The sequence below is a fragment of the Planctomycetia bacterium genome, assembly GCA_034440135.1.
Lineage (GTDB): Bacteria > Planctomycetota > Planctomycetia > Pirellulales > JALHLM01 > JALHLM01.
Genome location: JAWXBP010000057.1, coordinates 1 through 22,153, shown reverse-complemented (window position 1 = coordinate 22,153; position 22,153 = coordinate 1). Strand labels below are relative to the sequence as shown.

General features: G+C 61.9%; 14 protein-coding genes. 6 read left to right on the top strand and 8 right to left on the bottom strand.

All coding sequences use genetic code 11. The annotated features are described in order from the left end of the window. The coding region (locus SGJ19_03275) for a glycosyltransferase (protein MDZ4779255.1) at positions 1-579 on the bottom strand (579 nt) is incomplete at its 3' end. 191 nt (positions 580-770) lie between these two features. On the opposite strand from SGJ19_03275, the gene hemG reads away from it, so the two are divergent. Then, the gene (gene hemG, locus SGJ19_03270; GenBank protein MDZ4779254.1) at positions 771-2,237 is read left to right on the top strand and encodes a protoporphyrinogen oxidase; all 1,467 of its coding nucleotides are present in this window, start codon (positions 771-773) and stop codon (positions 2,235-2,237) included. Positions 2,238-2,303: 66 nt separating this feature from the next. Here the strand turns inward: hemG and SGJ19_03265 are convergent, their stop codons facing one another. After that, on the bottom strand, positions 2,304-2,900 hold the full coding sequence (locus SGJ19_03265; GenBank protein ID MDZ4779253.1) for a hypothetical protein: 597 nt from the start codon (positions 2,898-2,900) through the stop codon (positions 2,304-2,306). Positions 2,901-3,222: 322 nt separating this feature from the next. On the opposite strand from SGJ19_03265, the gene SGJ19_03260 reads away from it, so the two are divergent. After that, positions 3,223-4,653 (top strand): M64 family metallopeptidase, encoded by a 1,431-nt coding sequence (locus tag SGJ19_03260; protein ID MDZ4779252.1) that lies wholly within the window; start codon positions 3,223-3,225, stop codon positions 4,651-4,653. Here the strand turns inward: SGJ19_03260 and SGJ19_03255 are convergent, their stop codons facing one another. Further along, positions 4,654-5,691 (bottom strand): site-2 protease family protein, encoded by a 1,038-nt coding sequence (locus tag SGJ19_03255; GenBank protein ID MDZ4779251.1) that lies wholly within the window; start codon positions 5,689-5,691, stop codon positions 4,654-4,656. 218 nt (positions 5,692-5,909) lie between these two features. Between SGJ19_03255 and SGJ19_03250 the strand changes: the two genes are divergently transcribed. Then, positions 5,910-7,715, top strand: coding sequence for an ATP-binding protein (locus SGJ19_03250; GenBank protein MDZ4779250.1), 1,806 nt, complete (start codon positions 5,910-5,912; stop codon positions 7,713-7,715). On the opposite strand, the gene SGJ19_03245 is transcribed toward SGJ19_03250, so the two are convergent. After that, entirely contained in the window at positions 7,712-9,238 is a 1,527-nt protein-coding gene (locus tag SGJ19_03245) for a serine/threonine-protein kinase (GenBank protein MDZ4779249.1), read from the bottom strand. The genes SGJ19_03250 and SGJ19_03245 overlap by 4 nt on opposite strands. Positions 9,239-9,469: 231 nt before the next feature. Then, positions 9,470-9,766 (bottom strand): transcriptional regulator, encoded by a 297-nt coding sequence (locus tag SGJ19_03240; GenBank protein MDZ4779248.1) that lies wholly within the window; start codon positions 9,764-9,766, stop codon positions 9,470-9,472. 303 nt (positions 9,767-10,069) lie between these two features. Here SGJ19_03240 and SGJ19_03235 point away from each other — a divergent pair, with 303 nt between their 5' ends. Continuing rightward, a complete protein-coding gene (locus SGJ19_03235; GenBank protein ID MDZ4779247.1) occupies positions 10,070-12,793 on the top strand; it encodes a hypothetical protein in 2,724 nt (907 codons plus the stop codon). A 343-nt stretch (positions 12,794-13,136) separates the two neighbouring features. Here SGJ19_03235 and SGJ19_03230 read toward each other — a convergent pair whose 3' ends face one another. Then, positions 13,137-13,418 (bottom strand): DNA-directed RNA polymerase subunit alpha C-terminal domain-containing protein, encoded by a 282-nt coding sequence (locus SGJ19_03230; GenBank protein MDZ4779246.1) that lies wholly within the window; start codon positions 13,416-13,418, stop codon positions 13,137-13,139. 428 nt (positions 13,419-13,846) lie between these two features. Between SGJ19_03230 and SGJ19_03225 the strand changes: the two genes are divergently transcribed. Then, complete coding sequence (locus tag SGJ19_03225; protein ID MDZ4779245.1) at positions 13,847-16,837, top strand: PVC-type heme-binding CxxCH protein; 2,991 nt, start codon at positions 13,847-13,849, stop codon at positions 16,835-16,837. Positions 16,838-16,896: 59 nt separating this feature from the next. On the opposite strand, the gene SGJ19_03220 is transcribed toward SGJ19_03225, so the two are convergent. Continuing rightward, on the bottom strand, positions 16,897-17,154 hold the full coding sequence (locus SGJ19_03220) for a ferritin-like domain-containing protein (GenBank protein ID MDZ4779244.1): 258 nt from the start codon (positions 17,152-17,154) through the stop codon (positions 16,897-16,899). Between the two features lie 139 nt (positions 17,155-17,293). After that, on the bottom strand, positions 17,294-19,606 hold the full coding sequence (locus SGJ19_03215; GenBank protein ID MDZ4779243.1) for an endonuclease/exonuclease/phosphatase family protein: 2,313 nt from the start codon (positions 19,604-19,606) through the stop codon (positions 17,294-17,296). A gap of 591 nt (positions 19,607-20,197) precedes the next feature. Between SGJ19_03215 and SGJ19_03210 the strand changes: the two genes are divergently transcribed. Further along, positions 20,198-22,153: right-handed parallel beta-helix repeat-containing protein (locus SGJ19_03210; GenBank protein MDZ4779242.1), on the top strand; the 1,956-nt coding region annotated here is incomplete at its 3' end.

The following is a 22,153-nucleotide window of genomic DNA, read 5'->3' as shown; positions in this document are numbered from 1 at the left end:
TTCCAGTCGGCCCGGCAGATAGAGCGGATCGAACCCGCCCAGTTGCACGAATCGATCGCGCCGTACCGCCATCACGCAGCCGGCGGCCGCGGTCCAATCCGGCTGATGAATCACCGCGGCGTGCCCGGGAAAGAACGCGGTCCCTTCGACCAGTCCCCACCGCCAACGCACGGCAGTCTTTTCCCCTTCATGCGTTTGCCCATCGAAGCGCAGACAGCGCGGCGCGGTGAGAAAGCAGTCCGGATCAAACGCGGCATTCCCATCGCTGAGCGGAGCGACGAGCGGATCAATGGCCCCAAGAGTCAGCCGCACATCGTTGTTCAGCAGTATGACGATTTCCCCGTCGCTGGCGGCCACGACTTCGTTGTACGAGCACAGTCCGCGATTCGCGCACCGCACCACATGGACGTCCGGATGCTGAACGCGCAGCCACGCGAGCGAATCGTCCGTGGAGCCATTGTCGACGACCGTAACGCGGCCAGGGCGCGAGGCTTCGCGCGCGGCCGCTACGACCGACGGCAGGCATTCGGCCAAGAGCGGCCGGCCGTTGTAATTCAGTACGATTAGTTCCAGCGACATCGCGCGCGGCATCCTTACCGCTTGATTTTGAGCAGCCCATCCGTGGACCCAACGGCCGCACACGATACGATGCATCGGCGGTCAGGGTCAAGTTCAGCCTGGCAGGCTGGCGGAGGTGCGTCGACTGGCTAGAATGCGATGACCGTCGCCGGCGGGATTGAGGATGTAACTGTCGCTGTGCGAACAATTTGATGGAATCAATCGGCCCGTTGCCGCGATCGAATGGCACTGCGGCATCGATCGCCGTCATCGGCGGCGGGCTGTCGGGACTCGCAGCCGCGCACCGATTGCGCGAGCTATCCGCTGAATGCGTGGTAACTCTTTACGAGGCCAGCGATCGGCTCGGCGGTGTGCTGCGCTCCACGCGCGAGGATGGCTATCTGCTGGAGCACAGCGCCGATAGTTTCATTACCAACTTGCCGGAAGCGCTGCAGCTATGCCGTCGGCTGGGCCTTGAATCGGAGCTGCTTTCCACGCTGCCGGATCGGCGCGGGGCGGAAGTAGTTCGCCGCGGCGCTCTGCATCGCGTGCCGGAAGGCTTCATGTTGATGGCCCCGCACGACGCCTGGCAGGTATGGCGCTCCCCGCTCTTGAGTTGGCGCGGCAAGTTGCGATTGCTCAGCGAGTGCCTGGTTCCGCGCCGCGCGGAATCGCTCGCTGATGAAAGCCTCGCGTCGTTCGTCACGCGCCGCCTGGGCCGCGAGGCCTTTGACAGGCTCGTGCAGCCCTTGGTCTCCGGCATCTACACCGCCGATGCCCGGCAACTCAGCATGGCGGCGGCGCTCACGCGGTTCTGGGACATGGAACGCGACCACGGCGGGCTGATGCGCGCCGTTTGGCGGCAAAGGACGACGGCAGCGTCTACGGAAGAATCCATCGGTAGCGGTGCTCGTTATAGCCTGTTCATGACGCTGCGCGGCGGCATGCAACAATTGGTGGACAGACTGGCCGCGACCTTGCCGCCAGCCTCGGTGAGGCTTTCCACGCCGATCACGCGGCTGGAGCGCGTCGGACAAGTGTGGCGACTACGACTCTCCAACGGCGAATCCGTGGAACACGACGCCGTGATCCTCGCGGTGCCCGCGCCGCAGGCGGCGAGGTTGCTGCGCGAAGCCGATCGACCGTTGTCCGACGAGCTGGCCGCGATTCCTTACGCCGGCACGGTCCTGGCGCTCGCGGGCTATCATCAGGAACAGATTCAGCGGCCGCTGCGCTCCTTCGGCTTCGTCGTACCGGAAATCGAGGGGCGCGAAATCTTGGCCGCCAGCTACGCGAGCCTCAAATTCCCCGGCCGCGCGCCCGACGGGCGCTTGCTGATCCGCGTCTTTCTGGGCGGGGCCATGCGTCCGGAGCAACTCGAACTCGACGACGCGGAGATTCGCCGCATCGTCCAACACGAGCTTGGAGAATTGATCGGAGCCCACGGCGAACCAGAGCTATTCCGCGTGCTCCGCTGGCGCAACGCGATGCCGCAGTATCACCTGGGACACGTGGAACGCGTCGCCCGGATCGAGGCCGCCATCAGCCAACATTCCGGCCTCGCCCTGGCCGGCAATGCCTACCGCGGCGTGGGCATTCCGCAGTGCATCGCCAGCGGGGAACGCGCTGCGGAACACCTGTTGAACGCCTTGGCCGAGCGTCCCGCAAATCTCCGCTAAGCAATAACGAAACGAGCCGCGCTAGTTAGCGCGGCTCGAATCATTCTTGGCGGGCAGTCTTGTAATCTACGCCTTGATCGCCTTGCGACGGCGATAGATGCCGTAGGGAATTCCCATCAAACCGATGCAGCCCCAAACGGCCAGAGATGCAGGTTCGGGCACTACCTCGACTTCGGTCGCATAAATGTGACCGCTACCAGCCGGTCCATCAATGCCTTGCACGTGTGCCGTCGCAATGAATCGGTTGTTGACGTTGCCTCCCGAGTTAGCAACCACATTGAAGTCGCTTTCGTCGAGTCCTGCCGCACGAAAGATTGTGAAGACGGACGTGTCCGCTCCATCAAACCGAAGTGCCGGATTCTTGTTGGAAGTTGGATACTCCCCATTGATGTCATATTTCACGCCAGCACCGCCATTGAACTGATCTGTGTCCCCAGTGAACGTGCCCAAAATACCGGACACATAGCTGAACACCAGCTCGCTTGCGTCAGCACCACTGTAGTTGAACCAGACGTTGGAGTTGAATTCATTGGGATCTTGCAGGTTTGCCGTCAACGTCAATTGGACCGTGTTGGCCACGGTGTTTTCAAACACCGCAGTCAACCAAGCCGGAGTGCCGGCTGGGTCGTCGCCAGTAAAGGCGTCGTTGAACTCCAATGCCACCGACGCCGACGCCATGGGCGTCATGCACAACAGCAAAGCCGCTGCCAACCAAGATGTCTTGTTCATTTGCCTGCCCTTTTTTCTTGATGCGCCAACGTGACCTAGGGAGCAGCCCCGCCCCCCACTACCGATTGGGTCATCTAGGCACTACGCGTGAGAATAACTAGGTGGAAGTACCCTGTAAACGAAAAGAGATAAAAAAATCGCCATTACCGCCACAAATTCGCCAGCCTGCCAATTGACCTGGTTGCAGCCACCTGCCAGCCTAGCAAATGGCCGTCGCGGAGCACGGTCGCCGGCCTTCGATTTCCACTGTGGATCAATGCGTAAATCTTTACTGGCGTTGTCGTTAACATTGGCTGTGTCGGTATCAAGTCCGGTTCAGGCCGGCTTTGTGACCATGGTCGACAACGGCCCGACGCAAAACCGGGTCGACGCGGTTTTCATTGGCGATGGTTACACCACCTCGCAGTTGGGCAATGTCTACCTGACGCACATCGGGGCGATGCTCAACTACATGTTCGGGGGGAGTCAGAACCCGTTTCCGCGCTACCAGAAGTTCTTCAACGTCCACCGGATCGACCAGGCGTCGAACCAATCCGGGGCCGACGTGCCGCCCGAGGGCGTATTTCGGGACACCGCCTTGGACGCAACGTACTTTTTCGACGGAGTTACCGATCGACTGCTCTACGTCAATCAGGCCAAGACGGATCAGGCGATTTCTGCGAACCTCAACCGCGCCTTCATTCCCGACATGCGGCTCGTCACCGTGAACAGCGAACGCTACGGCGGCGGCGGCGGACGGTACGCCGTTTACTCGGGCGGCAACTCCAGTGCGACCGAGGTCGCGCTGCATGAGTTAGGCCATTCCTTCGCCGGCCTGGCCGACGAATACTCCTACGGCGGCGGCCAACAGTATAACGGCGGTGAACCGAGCGAGCCGAACGTCACCACGTCTCCCACGGGCGCGAAGTGGGCGCATTGGTTGGGCTACAACGAACGGGGCGTGGGCCCGATCGGCGCTTATGAAGGCGCTAAGTACTACGAGCAGGACATTTACCGCCCTTCGGACGACTCGAAGATGCGGTCGCTGAACCGCCCCTTCGACGCGGTGAGCCGCGAGGAAATCATTCTCGACATCTATGACATCGTCGATCCGCTCGACGGCTGGCTCGGGAACCAAGGGACGCTCGACAACCCGGCTTCGCTCTGGGTCGATACGGTCGATCCGAACGTCATCACCGTGAGTTGGCTGGTGAACGGCGTGAAAGTCGAAGGGGCTCACGGAGAGAACTTCAATCCCCGCGCATTTGGGATTCAATCCGGAGACTTCACGATCAAGGCGGAGGCCAAGGATCCCACGCCCTGGGTCCGCATCGAGTTGGACAAGCTCCAGCAATCGGTCGCCTGGACGGTCCATCTCGACCCGCTCGACCCCATTCCGGGCGACGTCAACGGCGATGACGTGGTGAATGTCGAAGATCTCAACCTGGTCCGCAACAATTTCGGCGCTGCGGGCGAGCCGATCCCAGGCGACACGTTTCCCTACAACGGTCGCGTGGATATCGAAGACCTCAACGCGGTGCGCAATCACTTCGGCGAAGCACGAAGTTTCGCCGTGCCGGAACCCGGCGGCCTGGTTCTGGGAGGAGTAGCCTTAGCGTTATCGGCCATAGTCTCCTTTCGCTCCGCGAAAGGAAACCGCCCTTTCGCGGAGCGAAAGGCGACAATGTGGCAATCGTTTCGCCGTTGATCAAAAGTTCGGCATCGGCGCCAAACAGATCACCGGGATGAACAGCGACACGAAGCCCAACGCCCAGCGCGGCCAGCCGAGGGGTTCGGCGTCATCCAAAGTCGGTGGATGAGAAGGGCGCATGAACAAGACTAAACCGTACATGACAATCCAGCCGTAGTCGCGGCTTGTCACAATGTACACGCCGGCGACAAGCATCGCCGCGCGTGCCAACCAGTGTGCTCTCTTGCCGAACAGCGCGTAAGCGGTATGACCGCCGTCGAGTTGTCCGACTGGCAGCATGTTTAAGCCCGTCAGCAGCGTCGCGCCCCAGCCGGCGAGCAACCAGGGATTCATCCAGAGTTCTTGCGAAGGACCGAGATCAGGACGAAGCCACGCATTCAGCCACTGCACAAGCAGGCAGTCTGGGAAATGCGTCACCTTTACTGCATTTTCTAGTTCCGCTGGCGTGACAATCTTCGCGACAATTGTGCCGTAGCACAGCATCGGAAACGCAACCAACAGTCCTGCCCAGGGTCCGGAGAGGCCGATATCAAATAGCTCCTTCCGATTTCGATTGCGTCCCGACATTAAGATCACCGCGCCCATCGTGCCGATAGGCGAAAGCGGCATTGGAATGAAGTATGGGACGCTCGACGGCATGCGGTAGCGCAAGGACTGTAAGAAATGCCCCATCTCGTGGCAGAACAACACAGACATCATCGCGAACATGAAAACCGGTCCGTCGCTCTCAAGCAGTGCGTCGAAAAAGATGATCGGGATCGGCAGTCCGCGCCAATCCAAGATCACTAGTGCATGGCTTGCAGAGATCCACATCGAAGCGCACGTCAACAGAAACAGCACAATGCCCAGTTTCCACCGCTTCTTAGGCTGCCATTCACGCGGTTCGCGACGTTGCTCCAATTTCGGCAATTCCGCCAACACCGGCAGCCCGTAGATTTGATGCGGCGTTCCATCGCCGGCAGGCAGGCCGACCCATTCGGTGCCGGAGCCCGGCAATGGTGAGGAAGGCTGAGAAGCGTCGGATTCGCGGTCCATGCTGGTTCCGTGAGAGGCGGGCGTTTCGGTGCGGCGCAGTGGGCTCGCGCGTTGCGCGAGGATCGTAGGAGTCCTGACGGATTCTATGCCGGTCGCCCCCCGCGAGCCAACGCCCCGTCGCGTCGGGGGACGGGCTCTCCCCCGGCGCGGGAAGGCGGCTTGACGTACACTTCCCTCGGGTGCGGCAGGCCGATTCGACCCATCGGGCGGAAGCGAACATGCGGGATGTGCTAGCGAAAATCTTCCTGCCGGCGGCGGCGATGCGCGACAAAGAGTCGCGGCGCAGGGCCGTTCGTCTCGTGGTTTTCGCCCTCGCGATGATGGTCTGGGTGCCCGTCTTCGCGGGCGTGTTCGGCTATCTCGGCGCCCCGATCTCGTCGAGCATCATCGCCTTTGCGGGCGTGGTCCTGATCGCCGACATGGTGGCCTTCCGGCTGACGAACGCCCATGCCGCGTGCGGAAACGTCATCGCCGCAACCGCCTGGAGCGTGTATACGTTCGTCGGCTGCTTCGAAGGGGGACACGGCGCGGCGCCCACCTGGTGGTTCGCCACCGTGCCCGTCCTGGCGATTACGCTGTCCGGATTGCGCTCCGGCGCCTATTGGACGGCGGCCAGCGTCACGTCGATTACCGTCTTGTATATCGCCGCCCAAGAAGGATTCTTGTTCCACCGCGAACTGAGCGCGGCTGGCTACCATTTTCTCGAATACTCCAGCCTGCTCGGCCTGACCGTGTGTCTGTATTCGCTCACGTGGGCGTTTCACCGCATCGAGTCCCGCTCGCGCGAGTCGCTGTTCACCGCGCTGGCCGAGGCCCAGGCCGCCGACCGGGCCAAGAGCGAGTTCCTGGCCAACATGAGCCACGAAATCCGCACGCCGATGACGGCCATCCTCGGCTACACGGACCTGATTCTCGATCGCAGCATCCAGGGCGACGCCGTGACCGATGCCCTGGCCACGATCAAACGCAATGGCGAGCACCTGGTCACCGTGATTAACGACATTCTCGACCTCTCGCGGATCGAAGCCGGGCGTTTGGAAATCAGCCAGACCGCTTGTTCGCCGGCGCAGATCGTCGGCGATATCATCGAACTGCTGCGGCCGAAGTCCGCTTCCAAAGCCGTTCGGTTGCATTCCGTGTTCGTGGAGCCGATGCCCGATTGGATTGTCAGCGACCCCACGCGTCTGCGGCAGATCTTGTTCAACCTCGTCGGCAATGCGGTCAAGTTCACGGAATCCGGCGAAGTCTGCCTGACGGTTCGCTGGGAGGATGCTCCGAACGCCAGCCCGACGTTGACTTGCGAAATCCGCGATACCGGGATCGGGATGTCGCCCGACCAGATCGCCCGGCTGTTTATGCCGTTCAGCCAGGCCGACGCCACGACAGCGCGGCGGTATGGCGGCACCGGATTGGGCCTGGCGATTTGCAGTCGCCTGGCGGAGTTGCTCGGCGGCGCCGTTTCCGTAATCAGCGAGTTGCGACGCGGCTCCACGTTCACGGTCACGCTGAACGCACCGCGTAGCGAAGAACCGTGTGCTACGTTGGAAAGCTCGCTGGTGTCCACGCGAGCGCCAAACGCACCGCCTAAGAATCTATCGATCGAATGCGTGATCTCGGGATTGCGGCTGCTGTTGGCCGACGACTGCGCCGACAATCAGCGGCTGATCAGCCATTTGTTGCGCAAAGCCGGCTGCCTGGTGGATGTTGTCGACAACGGCGAATCGGCTTTCGAACACGCACTCGCGGCACAAGAACGGGGCGAGCCCTACGACGTGTTGCTCATGGACATGCAGATGCCGCTCGTCGATGGGTATGCCGCCACCACGCGGCTGCGCGCGTGGGGATATCGCCGTCCGATCGTCGCGCTGACGGCCCACTCGATGGAAACCGACCGGCAGAAATGCCTGGACGCCGGCTGCGACGACTACGATACCAAGCCGATCCAAAAGAAGCGGCTGTTTACGGTCATCGCCCGCAACGTCGTCGGCGAAGCGGAATCGGCCGAAGCGGCGTCGGTTGCTTAAGTGGGCGCCGTAGGCGTCGACATCGGCGGGACCAAATGCGTCAGTACGGCGCGGAATTCCTTGAGTTTGACCGGCATCGACAAAGCGACACGATGCTTGGCGAGGGAGGCCTTTTTCAACAGCGCGCCGTGTCCTTCGCCCAGCAGCAGCACCGCCGGCATTTCGCGTGTGGCGTCGGAAGCCGCCAAGGCGTTGAACGCTTCCAAGGCCGCGGCGCCCAATTCTCCCGTGCTGAACACGACGCCGTCCAACGCTTGCGCGTCCGCTGCGAGACGTCGCTGGGGGAATTCCGGGTCGCGGGTGACCAGCACCTTGTAGCCGGTCTTTTTCAGTAACTCGCGAATCGTGTCCTGAAATTGCACGTTCGACTCCACGAACATCCAAATTCGCTTTTGCGAGTCCGGAATCAGCAGGGCCGCCATTTTCTGGCGTTCCGCTTGCATTCGCTCTTCCATCGCCTGTTCCGATTCGGCGTCGATCACCTCGGCCGGTTCGTTGAGCCGAGTGAGCGCGATCTTCAGATCAACGAGCATTTCCGACGGCGATTGATAGCGCTTGTCGGGCTCGAGCGACATCGATTTATTTACGACATGCACCACGGCCCGCGGCAGGCCCGGCTCGATCTTGTGAATCGGCGTCACCTCCTGAAACCGCGACTTGCTGAGCCGTTGAATCCGGTCCTTCGTTTCGGCGAGCGGCGGTTTGCCCGTCAGCAGGTGATAGTAGATGCAGCCGAGAAAGTAGAGATCGCTACGCGGATCGTTCTTGCGCGCGCCGGTCATGCGTTCCAAGCCGGCGTAGTCGATGGCCCGGGCGTTGGTCACGTCCTCCGGGCCGTCGTCGTTCACGCCTTCGTCGCCGCCGAGGCCGAAGTCGACCAACTTGGCTTGCATGCGACTGGAGACCAGCACGTTGGTCAGCTTCAAGTCGCGGTGCGTGATGCCTTTATCGAACGAGTATTTCAAGCCGTTCGCCACGTCGGAGACGATGCGAGTCGCTTCCTCAGCCGGCAGCTTCTTGTCCTTGCGCATCCTCAGCAACTCTCGCAAGTTGCAGCCTTCGATGAATTCCATCACCAGGTAATGGCTGCTACCGCGGGAATGCACTTCGTAAATCGGCACGATATTCGGATGCAGCAGCGTCTTGACCAGGTGCCCTTCGCGCACGAATTGGTCCGTCTGCGATGGATCGTCCGCGTAGCGCCGCCGCAGCACTTTGACTGCCACGACCTTGCCGGATTCCTTGTGAATGGCCCGATAGACGCGAGCGAACGAACCCGAGGCGACGAGGTAGAGGACCTTGAAGTCGCCGTAGAAATATCCGGCCCGCTCGCCACGCAGTATCCGTTCCAACTGAAAACTGGTGAGCAATTCCCGTCGCACCAGCTGCTGGGCGAATTCATCGGCCGAGACGTTGCGCCGCCCCAACTCCGCCCAAATCTCCTGCAACTGGCGCTCGTCCAGAAGATTCAAATCAAATGCGCGCTGAGCGAGTTGATCAGCGGTGAGCTCGCCCGTCGACATGGCCTGTTAACCTTGGCGCAACGACCGCTTTCCGGCGAGGTCTGCCCCTCTGACCGGTGGACCTCCGCGCGCCTCGCGAGGTGTTTGCTTCCCAGTTCCTTGTTTTATCCTATTCGTACCCGCGCAAAGTCGCAATGTTCCGGCGCAAAGACTTACTTGGGAGAAAGAAATCCCAAGAACCAGATGGGGGATGGCGGCATTGCTCGAAACCGCCCCCGAATTGCCCTGGAATTACTGTTCCTGACCTTCGTCGACGCCCAGTTGGCGGCGAAACTCGTCCCGTTCGCGTCGCGTGGCTTCGAGGTCGAACATCAGGTATTTCATGTCGAGCCGCAACTGGCTCAAGGCGTCCTGAACGAGATTCAGAATGCGGCGGCGGCGTTTCGTGCTCTCAATGACCTTGTCCAGGGCCGGCACAACGGTCTGACGCAGCTCAATCGGCAGGGCCCGAATGGCACTTTCCAGGTCAAGGAGATCTTGCGGCAATTCTTCGCTGCTGGTTTGGACGATACGAGAGACGTGGCTCATTGTGGCTCTAGCTCCAGTGTTGGCTCAGGCGACGACTTCACCTAGAGCAGACCCCATGCCGGATCGCAATACGCCACCGGCCTCCGCATCGTAACGCGTTACGATACAACGACTTAAGTGAACGACTCGGAGTCGACGCACCGGAAGGTCGCGTTGCCGAAACGCCACCATTGCTCTGGCGTTGTTTCGTAAAGCCAGCTAGCATAGCCACTTGCGCCGACAGGAGTGCCGCAACGCCGCGATGTCGTTTCGCCACTTCTCGAATGAGTTTTTGGTCCCGGGAATAGGACGGATCCGCTCCCGATGCGTTACCTGCGCTACAAACTGTTGAGTCTAGCGCTGTTGGCGGTCTGTACGGCCCTGGCTCCGTCGGCCGACGCGCAATCGGCCTGGCGCGAAGACTTTGAATCCCCGACGACGTCCTGGGCAGTTGCCGAATCGGACGCACCGCATCGCATCGAGAAACACGAGCGTTCCAGTTCGGCAGCCCATTTCGGCGCCTGGAGCGAGCACGTTCAGTTCACAGCGGGGCACGGGGCCACACTGTACTTCGAGCACCGGACGCCGCCGTTCCGGCTGATCGACGAGTTGCGGCCCAGCCTTTGGGTCGCCTGCGAACGGCCTGGCATCCAGATTCTGGCCCGGCTGGCATTTCCCCGCGCGGTGGATGAAGCGACGGGACGGCCGATTACTTGCCTCGTCCGTGGCGCATCCTCACGAGGCGACGGTAAGTGGCAAAATCTATCGGTCGACGACCTCCCCGTCCTGGTCGCCCGGCAAGCGCAACTGCTGCGGTCCCGCTTGGGCCGCGATATCGATACGCGCGGGGCCTATCTCCATAGCGTGGTCCTGAACATGTACGCTGGCGAAGGACGCACCGACGTCTGGATCGACGATTTGGAAATCCAAGGCGCCGTCGACAACGGTGGCGTTGTCCCGGCGGCGTATATCGAGCGTCCCTCGGGCGTGGCAAGCGGTGACGACGCCTCGGCCGCCGGTCGCGTGCGGATGCGAGGTCCGGTGTTGCTCGTGGACAATCGCCCGTTCCTGCCGCGGATGATCGAATATCAGGGGGAATCGCTGCGATTCTTACAGGAGCGCGGTTTCAACGCCTTACGTCTGGCGACTCCGCCGAGCGAGCAATTCGCCTCCGAAGCGGCGGCGCTCGGCTTGTGGATCGTCTCGCCCCCGCCGCCTACGGGCGACGCGGCCATGAACATGGACGCCGCGGGCGAAACGATTGGCGAAGTTTACGATCCGGTGCTCGCCTGGGATTTGGGGCATAACCTGGCCGTGGGCGACCTGGATCGGACGTCGCAGCTCGCCGACGAGGTGCGCCGCGCCGACCGCTTTCGCGCGCGGCCGCTGGTGTGCAGCCCTGTCGCCGATTTGCGCTCATATAGCCGCCTGGTCGGCGCGATCGTGGCGGAGCGATCGCCGCTCGGGACGAGTCTGGAACTGGCCGACTACGGCACCTGGCTCCGCGAACGTCCGCGATTGCTTGCCCCTGGAACGCCGCTGTGGGCGAGCATCCAGACGCAGCTCGATCCGTTGCTGTTGGAGCAACAGTCGCTCTTCACCGGCAAGGATCAGCGCCGCGCCGGCGTCGAGCCGGAACAGATTCGCATGCTGGTGTTTCAGGCGCTGGCCGCGGGGGCGCGAGGGTTTAGCTTCCGTTCATCCTCTCCGCTTGACTACCAGGACCAGGCCACGCGGACGCGCGCCAAGGCGCTGGAATCGCTCAACCTGGAACTGGAAATCATCGAGCCATTCGTCGCGGCGGGGCAATTGTCGGCAATCTCGGTTTCCGGCAATCGTGAACTCACCGCCGCAGTGCTGCAAACGGAGAACGCACGGCTGTTGATTCCGATCTGGTGCGGCGCCGGCGCGCAGTTCGTTCCAGGACAATCGGCGGGCAATGAGATTTCGTTCACCGTGCCCGGCGTTCCGGCATCGCACGAACCTTATGAATTGACGCCTGCCGGATTGAACGCGATTCGCAAACAACGCGTCACCGGCGGCACGCGTGTGACGCTCGACGAGTTTGGCGTGACCTCGCTGATTCTGCTGACCGGCGATCCGCGAGTGCTGAGCGCGATCACCACCGGCATCCAGCGCAGTCGCGCCCAGGCGGCGAAGTTGTCCGTTGACCTGGCATTGGAAAAACTGAGTCTGGTCGATCAGATCGATCGCACGTTGACGGTCAATGCACAAGCGGTGACCAGCGCCGAGGATTGGCGCGTGGTCTCGCGACGGATCATCGAGCAGGCCGAGCTACGGCTTGTCGCACAAGACTACAAGACCGCGTACATCTTGGCCCATCGCTCGACGCGAGCCTTGCGCTTGATCGAGCGCTCACATTGGGAAGCCGCGGTCGCCAAACTCGGTACGCCAGCCAGTAGTCCATTGGCAGTGGGCTTCGCCACGTTGCCGGAACATTGGCGGATGGTGGAGACGCTGAACGGTGTGCAACCAGGCCGAAACCAACTCAATGGGGGTAACTTCGAGAATCTCGACGCCTTGGTTTCCGGCGGCTGGGAGCATATTCAACACGCCGAGAATGGCGTGAAGACGGTCGTGGAACTCGCCCCGCAAGCGGCGCGGTCCGGCAAACTTGGATTGCGATTGCGAGCCACAGCGGCCGATCCGAAATCACCGCCGGCGATGATCGAATCGCCCCCCGTCTGGATCAGCGCGCCACCGGTGCCGTTTGCACCGGGCACTTGGGTGCGTATTCATGGCTGGCTGAAAGTCGCTTCGCCGATCGTCGGCAGCGTCGATGGATTGATGATCGGCGACTCACTCGGCGGACCAGCACTCGCAGAACGCATTGGCGCCACGCGCGGCTGGCGCGAGTTCACACTCTACCGCGTCGTCAGCGACTCCGGCAGCGTGGCCGCGACTTTTGCCTTGTCCGGATTGGGCGAAGTGCATCTCGACGACGTCACCGTCGAGCCCCTCGGCGGCGCAGGCCGCACGACCGGTTATCCTTCGACGGGGCAACTGTATCCAACGACGAGCCGGTAGTCGTCTGTCACGTGTCGGATCTCCCGTAACTGAGCAGAGCAGGCGCTGTTGTGGGACAGGCGCTGTTGTGGCACGGTCTCCCGACCGTGCCACGCGGCCGACCGAAGGTCTCCCGGTTTACGTCATACCAGAGAATGGAGACCTGCGGTCGCACGGGCGGCATGGTCGGGAGACCATGCCACAACACGCCGGTAGCTCGCTTAAATCATTGACGATCTGTCTCGCGCCGTGGCGCAAAGAAAAAAGGGCGAAGTGACAACATTGGCAACGCCGTGAGGCGCTGCCGGTGGCCGGAGGTTGTCGTCACTTCGCCCGCGGGCTCGCGAGATCGCTCGAACATGCGCTACGCGACGGCCAGGGCCTCGCGTTTGGCCTTGCGCAAAAAGCCGATGCTTTCGAGCGACTTGTAGACTTCGTCCAGGGTCTTTTCGCCGAAGTTGGAAATCGCCAATAGATCTTCACGTGAGGTGTTGAGGAGATCCTCGACGGTGAAGATGCCCCTTTCTTCTAGGCAGTTCGTGGTCCGCACGGAGAGACCGATTTCGGCCGTGCTCATTTCCAACCGTTCCTGCATTTCCTTGGCGCGCTGATCGACGATGCTCAACGGAATTCGGGTCCTGCTCATGGGTTCCCTCCCAGATTCGAAGAATTCGAAATCAGCTTGATCGAACTTCACGCCTCCGCCGTTCGATCGCGTCGCAGTTCTTCGCGACGTGCCGGAAGTATAACGCTGCCCCCGCGAACTAAAAGCATAAAGTTGTAAAATTTCTCTTGATAGCACCGCTGTGCTGGCGCACGGGCGATAGCAGTGGCTATAGGAGGCGTCTCGCGACGCCGATGGAGTTGATCCATTTCACGATTCACGGCCGGAACCTGCGATCCGCGTCCGCGCCATGGGCGTCGGGAGTCGCCTCCTACAGATCAGTTATCTGCCCTGGAATTTCACGGTCGAGAATTGCGAACGCAACTCGCGGCAGGCTAGAATCGGCGAGCCGTGGCTGGCGACTCCGCCGGCTCGGCGCACTGCGCACCCCACTGCGATGAGCCCCCACGATGAAACTGTTTGCCGCCGTCTTCCCAGCCGCGTTGGTCGCTTGGTGTCTCGTGTCTGCTCCGGTCCAGGCGCAGATGTCGCCGGAGCAGGAGCTCGCCACGCTGCGCGTTTCCGAGGGCATGGAGGCGGTGCTGTTCGCCGCGGAGCCGCTGATCACGAACCCGTCAGCGATCGACGTCGATACGCATGGTCGCGTCTGGGTGGCGGAGATTCAGTGGTATCGCGGCGCCGCCAAGGATCCGCCCGCCGATAAGATCAAGGTCCTCGAAGACACGGACGGCGACGGCCGCGCCGATAAGGTAACCACCTTTGCCGAGGGTCTCTTCGCACCCATGAGCATTTGCGTGGCCGGCGACAAGGTTTATGTCGCGACCAGCCCCGATCTCTGGGTCTACGAAGATCGCAATGGGGATCTCAAGGCCGACGGGCCGCCAAAGAAACTGCTCACTGGCTTCGGCGGACGCAATCACGACCATGGCGCGCATAGCCTCGTGCTCGGCCCCGATCACAAGTGGTGGATGGCCCACGGCGACGAAGGTTTTGATGTGACCGGCACGGACGGCTCGCACATTCAATTCGAATGGGGTTCGGTGCTGCGCGGCGAATTGGACGGCAGCCGCTTGGAAACCGTGGCGGTCAATTTCCGCAATATCTACGAAGTCTGCGTCAGCTCGTTCGGCGAATCGTTCCTCTCTGACAACGACAACGACGGCAACGAAAGCGTCCGCATCTGCTGGATCATGGACTTCGGCAACTACGGCTGGTTCGGCCGCCCGCCGTTCGCCCGCAATGAACTGGACGCGCGCGTACCCGTCGGCATCCCCTATCGCGAGGCCTGGCACTTTCGCGGTTACCAACCCGGCTTCGTGCCTGGCACGCTGGTCACCGGCTTTGGCTCGCCGTGCGGCATCTGTTACTACGAAGGGGACGCGTTCGGCGCGGCGCTCAAGAACACGCCGCTGCATTGCGACGCCGGGCCGCGCGAAGTGCGCAAGTATCCGCACACGCCCAAAGGCTATGGCATGACGGCCACGAGCGAAATCATCATGGCCACCGAGGGCGACCCGTACTTTCGCCCGGACGATATCTGCGCGGGGCCGAGCGGTGAGCTATACGTCAGCGATTGGTACGACGGCGGCGTCGGCGGCCATGCTTACAACGACCCGGACCGCGGCCGCATCTTTATGATGAAGCCCAAAGACAGATCGCTAGCACGCGCCGACAAGCCCGGCCCGTATGCGACGATCGACGACGCCGCGGTGGCATTGCGCAGTCCGAATCTCGCCACGCAGTTTCTGGCCCGTGAGCGTTTGCTGGCCGAGGGACAGGCCAGTGTGCCGGCGCTCACGGCAATGTTGACCGACGCTGAGCCTAATGTGCGCGCTCGCGCGTTGTGGCTGTTGGATCGCATCGGCGGCGATGCCCGGCGCCTGGTCGTGCGCCACCTGCGACATACCGACGAACAACTCCGGGCGCTGGCGGTCCGCATTCTGCGGCGGCACGGCGATGCTTATGCCGAGCAAATCGTGGCGCTGGTCGACGACGCCTCGCCGATGGTGCGGCGCGAAGTGGCATTCCTGATTCCACAACTACCAGACACGACGGCCCAGCGAGTTTGGTTGCGCCTGGCCAAGCGCTTCGACGGCGCTGATCGCTATGAACTGGAATCGCTGAACATCGCCGCCACGGGCCGCAAGCCGGCGCTGTTCGAGCATTGGAATCAGAACGGCGGCGTGCGGCCGGAACAATTCGCCCTGGCCCAATTGCTCGCCCCAGAGGCGGTGACGGCGATCATTGTGCAATCGCTCTCCGCGCCTGATCTGAATGAAGCACAGCGCCGCGTGCTGTTCGAGCAGTTGGCGTTGAATCCCTCCGCGGCCGCTGGGGAAGCCGTGCTGCGCGTGGCCACGGACGAGCATGCGGACGCTTCCATGCGCCGCCGCGCCTGGCAAATGCTGGCCGCCAATCTCGGCGACTCTTGGCGCGATCTCGCCGAGCGAGACGTGTTGCGCGACATGCTGCGCGCCATGCTCCGGCAACCGGATTGGCGCGAATTGGCGCTCGAAGTGATCGCGCGGCAAGGACTGCGCGGACTCGGCCCGGACGTCATCACAATGATCGCGGACGCGCAACAGCCGCGCGAGCTACGGCTCGCCGCCATTCGCGCCGCCGTCGCCATGGAGGCCGAAGGGACGCGCGAAGTCATGCAAAAGTTGTTGCTGGCTCCCGACACCAATCTTCACGAGCCTGCGATGGCGGCGCTCGTCGAGTTGCAAGATTGGGGGGCGTTCCGCGCGTTGCTGGTGGATCATCAACACAGCCTTGCGGAACGTTCCGCGCTCGCCGCGCAACTCATGACAGCCACCGGCGGCGCTTACTTCATGTTGCGCATGCTGGAACAAGCGGAGTTGCCGGCCGATCTGCGCGAGCAGACGCTCAAGCTAGCGACGGCGCATCCGGACGTCAATGTCCGTATCATGTATGAAAAGTACATTCCCGCGGACCAACTCCCGGAGCGACTGGGAGAACGCGTCAAGCCGGAGGAGATCCTGGCCCTCGCGGGCGACGCGGCGCGCGGCAAGCGCATCTTCTTCGAGAGTAGCGCCGCATTGTGCAAGAACTGTCACGCCGTGCGGGGCGAGGGCGCGAACGTGGGGCCAGAACTGAGCCAAATTGGGCGCAAGTACGAACGCGGCGCACTGCTGGAGACAATTCTGTCACCGTCTAAAGCGATCGCGCCGGAGTATTTTCCGTACATCATCGAAACCAAGTCCGGCCAAGTCCTGCTCGGCTTCGTCATCGAAAAAAATGATCACCACGTCGTGCTCCGGGAAGCGACCGGCAACATGATGTGGATCGACGTCAAGGAAATCGACGCGATGGAAAAGCGCGAGCAGTCCCTGATGCCGGAGTTGATCCTCCGTGACGTCACGGCCCAAGACGCGGCCGACCTTTTGGCGTACTTGATGACGCTTGGCACGTCGCCCTGAGCGTGTGACGGCGTCGGTGCGCTCCGACCGCTTGGTCTCGCGCGACACTACTCGGCAGCTTACTTCGTGTCTCCATCCAGCTTCGGAATCGCCGGCACGTCAATGCCGAGCGCCATGGCAAGATCAATCGCATGTTCCTGTTCCTGCCTGACGATTTCACGGATGATTTCGCACAGGGCGTATTCGCCGAGCATTTCCGCTTGCCGGATGCGCCGACGGTAGTTCGCGATCGTCAACAGTTCGCTGTCCAAGTCGAACTGCAGCATGTCCGTGGCTTTCTTGGACGTTTTGTCCGGTTCCGGCGTGACCGTAGGCAAACCACGTTCCGCGTGTGGTGATTAGGCGCCGATCATTACTTCGCGCCAGAAATCAGCAACGCGCGCAAAGGCGAAAAGGGCTGGCCAAGCGGCAATCAACCTGAGGCCTGCTGCGCCAATCGCGACGCTTGCCGACCATTTAGAACCTCAGCTCGGCCAGCAATGGCAAGTGGTCCGACGCCCGACGTGCGAGCCGATTGCGCGGTGATTCGACGCTCAATACTTCCAGCCCGCGCGTGAAGATGTGATCGAGGCTCAGCAGCGGCAGGCGACTTGGAAACGTAGCAAAGCGCCGCCCATTCCTGGCACGTTGCACGTCTTGCAGACTTCCGGACAGCGATCGATAGACAGTCGACCGCGGCAGCGCATTGAGGTCGCCGCAAAAGATCAGCGGCTCGCGGCAGCGTTCATTCCCCAGCCAATCGGCGCCCAGCAGCGTCTGGATTTGCAAAGTGCGTTCGCGTCGGGTCAGGCCGAGGTGCGTGTTCACGATTTGGACAGCCACGCCATCGACATCCAATTCCACCCAGATGGCGCCGCGCGGTTCCTGGCGATCCTCCCACTCGGCGCCTGGCAACGCGGCGGCGTATTCGAGACGAATCGGAAAACGGCTGAGGATCGCATCGCCGTATTCTTCGTCGGACCATTTGCGGGCAGGATGAAAATACGCCTGCCAACCGAGCAACTCGGCGATGCGTTGGGCCTGATCGACGTGAGCGCTCGAGCGGCGCCGCACGTCCAGTTCTTGCAAAGCCGCTACGTCCGCGCCGCTCGCTTCGATCACTTGTGCAATTCGTTCCGGCGACAACTGCCCATCCGCTCCGCGGCAGGAGTGAACGTTGTAGGTCATGACGCGCAGAGACTTGGCTGAAGTGCGTTGCGCCGATCGCGCCGTAGCAGCGGCCGGAACGCTCGCCTGATCTCTCGTGCGCCCGATCGCGGTTCGCAAATCAGTCGGCCGAAAAAGGGTCGCGTCATCCCAATCAATGTCCGCGTCCTGCGGCGCAAGTACGAATGCGGAGCATTCATTCGCCCCAGGCCCGCCATGCGCTCCTACTTCCTGTACAAAGGTGAGGGGCGTTTCGTGGGGACGCCAGCCGCAGATCAACAGTTCGCCGGCGTCAGGATGGCGACAGAGCTTACATAGATCCTCGGCCGCAGTTTGTAGGAACGGATGTTCCGCTCCAAGCACTTGCGCCGCATCGGCGGGCAACTGAAACTCCCCTTGCGGAGTCAGGGCCCGAGTTGCCTGCTCACTCATCGCGGCGACGACCACAGGCACATTCGCTTCGGCGACGAGACGGCGCGCGAATTCCAAACGCTGGTCTGTGCTCAGCGGATCGCGCGTGTAAATGTAGCCCAGGGGACCGATCGCAATTGCCGACACCTCCGGCCGCTCACCATCGGTCGCTGCTTTTTCAGGACTTCCGCCGGCATATTTGCTCCAGCGGCCGCCGAGCCAACCCGCGCGAGCGCGCGTCGCCGACGCTGCGTGGCGCTTTCCGCCTTGTGGCGCCACGTTCCAAATTGCTTCGACCGCTTCCTGCAGCGTGCGCCCATACTTGGGTTCGTACGGTTCAACTTCCTCCTGACCGTGGTCGGAGTAAACCCAGAGCTGGTACTTTCGCGCATCGGACCGCGCCGCCGCTTTCCAGATGCGTTGAATCGAGCGATCGATTCCGCGCAATGCGCGAAACGCAAATCGGGAACCCGGCCCCCGGCAATGGGCTTTCTCGTCGTAGCCCAAGTAGTTGAGCTGAATCACCGGCAAGCCGCGTTCCGCGTCGTAGCAGGCAGCGCTGGTGATGGCATCGCGCAACAGCACTCCGACCGCGACGCGCGAGGGAATGATTCGCATTTCCGGACGGACCAGGTGTCCCTGCAACACGCCTTGGGCGAAGTCGTAAACGGCAACGCCCAATTCGACGGCGGTTTCGCCCGCCGCGCGCAGCAATGACTGCGTTTGCAGCATCGCGCGCAGCACGCTCGGGCCGGAACGCGCCGATTTGTCCTTAGTGCCCCCGCCCATCGTCGCGGCACAAAAACGAGGCTCCGCGGCCCCTCCGGAGAAAATGTTGCTGTGGGCGCTGCCGCCCTGCAAGATTCCATCCTGCTGCGAACAGAGCGTAGCTTCGACACGTTCCGCTTGTTCGGAGTCGTTCATCCATACCGGTTCCGCGGCGCCGCGCGGCACGTACCCGAATGCGGGCACCGCTTGTTGTACCGCGTAGAACAGCTCGCCTTGGACCGCGGGCGTCGTGCTGGGCAGACCGGAATACATGGTCCTCAGTTGGTACTCATTCCGATCCAGCAGCCGCTTCAAGAACGGCATGGCGCCCATCGTCGTGGCGCGGCGCAGCCGAGCGATCGACAAGCCATCGATCTGGATGAGTATCAGTCCCGTGGCAGCGGACGATTCGTGTGCGGTTTGTTTGACTGTGCGTGGTTTCATGGAAGTCTGGCGATACGCAAACCGAGTGCCGCCCACAAGGAGGAGCAGCGGTTCACTTAGGACGCTGGAACGACCGCTAGCGGGCCTGCAATTGGTTCATGACAATCCAGGCTGATTGATTTGCCTTCAGTTCGCGAGCTCAGGCAAGTGTCCCCGCACTCACATGGATCGTGGAAACCTCTCGAGGTGATGGTGGCTATGAAGGAAAGTGTCAATGTCGACGAGCAAAAGTTCGCTGCAAATTCTGGAAATTTGGCGAACTACTTTCGGGGCTTGCCGCAATTCTAAGGATGCATTGCCCAAGTGAGACTGCCTGTCGAGATCGAGCCGATGGATGCCAACATGCGCGCATAATCGCTTGCTGCGATGCGTGTTACTGACGAATCAATGGCTGCCTACGCGACGCCTCCATTCTTTCACCAGCGATGCCCAGAACTTCGTCGTCGGTCGCTCGCCCTTCGCAGGTAGCGTTCCCGTCCCCCCGTCCATGCGGTTGACATGTTTCACGGACGCCTCTTAGATGAGAACGCTTCAACTCGTCGGGGCCGAATGTTGTTGAAGCGGGAGCACCAGATAGGCAACCAGGCGAACGTGAATCCATCAATCCGCGCTCATGGCTCATTGATCAACAACCACCGATGCAAACCGCGACGAAACAAAATCCTCGGAGGCTTCGAAAGACTTGAGGTCAGGCGACTGCTGGCCGATTGGTTCGCCGCGCCGACCGGCGTCGCGACCAACGCCGGCACGTTCGATTCGCCTTGGGACCTCACGACCGCGCTCAACAACGTCAACGTGATCGATCCCGGCGACACGCTCTTTCTGCGCGGCGGCGCTTACCGGCATCCGGATCGCTCGCATGGCAGCACCGGGTATGGCTTCCATCTCGACGGCGCCGAAGGCGCGCCGGTGACGGTGCGACCGTACTTCGATGAGCACGCGATCATCGATGGCGGACTGCATGTATCCCAGGGCACGTCCAGCCAATATCTCACGATCACAGGATTGGAAGTGATCGTCTCCGAAAACGTGACGGGCAACCGAACGAGCACGATTTCCGGCTCGAGTTATCCGGCGGATCTGAATCGTCCGGCCGGCGGAGTGGAGATCACGTCTGGCTACGCGATCAAATTCGTCAACAACGTGGTTCGCGACAATGCCCAGGGCATCACGTTTTCCCGCAGCGTCGGCGGCAGCAGCGAGTTGCACGGCAACATCATTTACGATAACGGCTGGCTGGGACCGGACCGCCCGCACGGCCCAGCGTTCTACGCACAGAACGGCGCCGACGGCTGGAAGTACATCACCGACAACCTGGCGTTCGACAATTACACACGCACGCTGCAAGCGTACGGTTCCGCCAATACGTCGGTTGATCGCTTTTACATCGCCCGCAACATCTTCTTTGACGACGTGCCCAGTTCCAAGCACGACGCGCTCGTCGGGGGCGAAGCGCCGATCCATGACATCCTGGTGGAAAACAACGTCGCCTACGGCGTCGACATCCGCCTCGGCTGGGTCGACGGCGGCGATGGCATCGTGGTCCGGAACAACCACGTCCGCGGCGAAATCGAATACAAAGAATTCTCCGAGATCACCACCAACAACAATTGGGAATGGGGCCTCACCGACGCTCAGCCGACGGTCGACGGCGTGCCCGTCGCCGTTCCGGCGTCGCCGCGCGTTTTTTTCAACGTCAACGCCTACGACTCCCGCCGGGCGAATCTCGCCATCATGAACCATCTCGGGGCGACGCAAGTGCTCGTCAACCCGGGAACCTTTCTGAAGTCCGGCGATACGTACCGGATCATGGATCCCACCAATCTGTGGGGCGCTCCGATCACCAGCGGCGTTTACAACGGCGGTTCGCTCAACGTGCCGACTCCCGGTCCCTTCGCAGCATACGTCGTGTTCGCGTCGTCCGGCCCGACGAACACGCCGCCGACGATTTCCGACTTTGCCCATGTCTCTCTGAATGTTGGCGAAACCGTTCCGCTGCGCACCTTCACGATCGCCGATGTGCAAACCGCGGCTTCGGCGCTCGTCGTCACGGCGACTTCCTCCAATCCGGCGCTGGTGCCGTCGACTGGATTGATCCTCGGTGGCAGCGGCGCCAACCGCAACTTAAGTGTGCGGCCGACAACCGGAGCGACCGGATTCAGCGACATTACGGTGACAGTGCGAGACGCTGGCGGTCTCACCAAGTCCGACGTGTTTCGCGTGACGGTCACTGACCCCAGCGTGAATACTCCTCCCACGATGACCAACCTGACGAACGTTACGACGCTCGTGGGCGAGTCGATCCCGCTTCGTTCCTTTGTGGTTAGCGACGTCCAAACTGCGCCAGGTGCGCTGTCCGTGGCGGTGGCAAGCTCGAATCTCGCGTTGGTCCCCAGCTCCGGACTTGTACTCGGCGGCAGCGGGGCGAATCGTACGCTGAAGATCACTCCAGCGCCGAATGCGACAGGCGTCACCACCATCAGTGTCTGGGTGCGCGACGCGGCCGGGCTTCTCGCCAAGGACATCTTTCGAGTCACCGTCCAACCA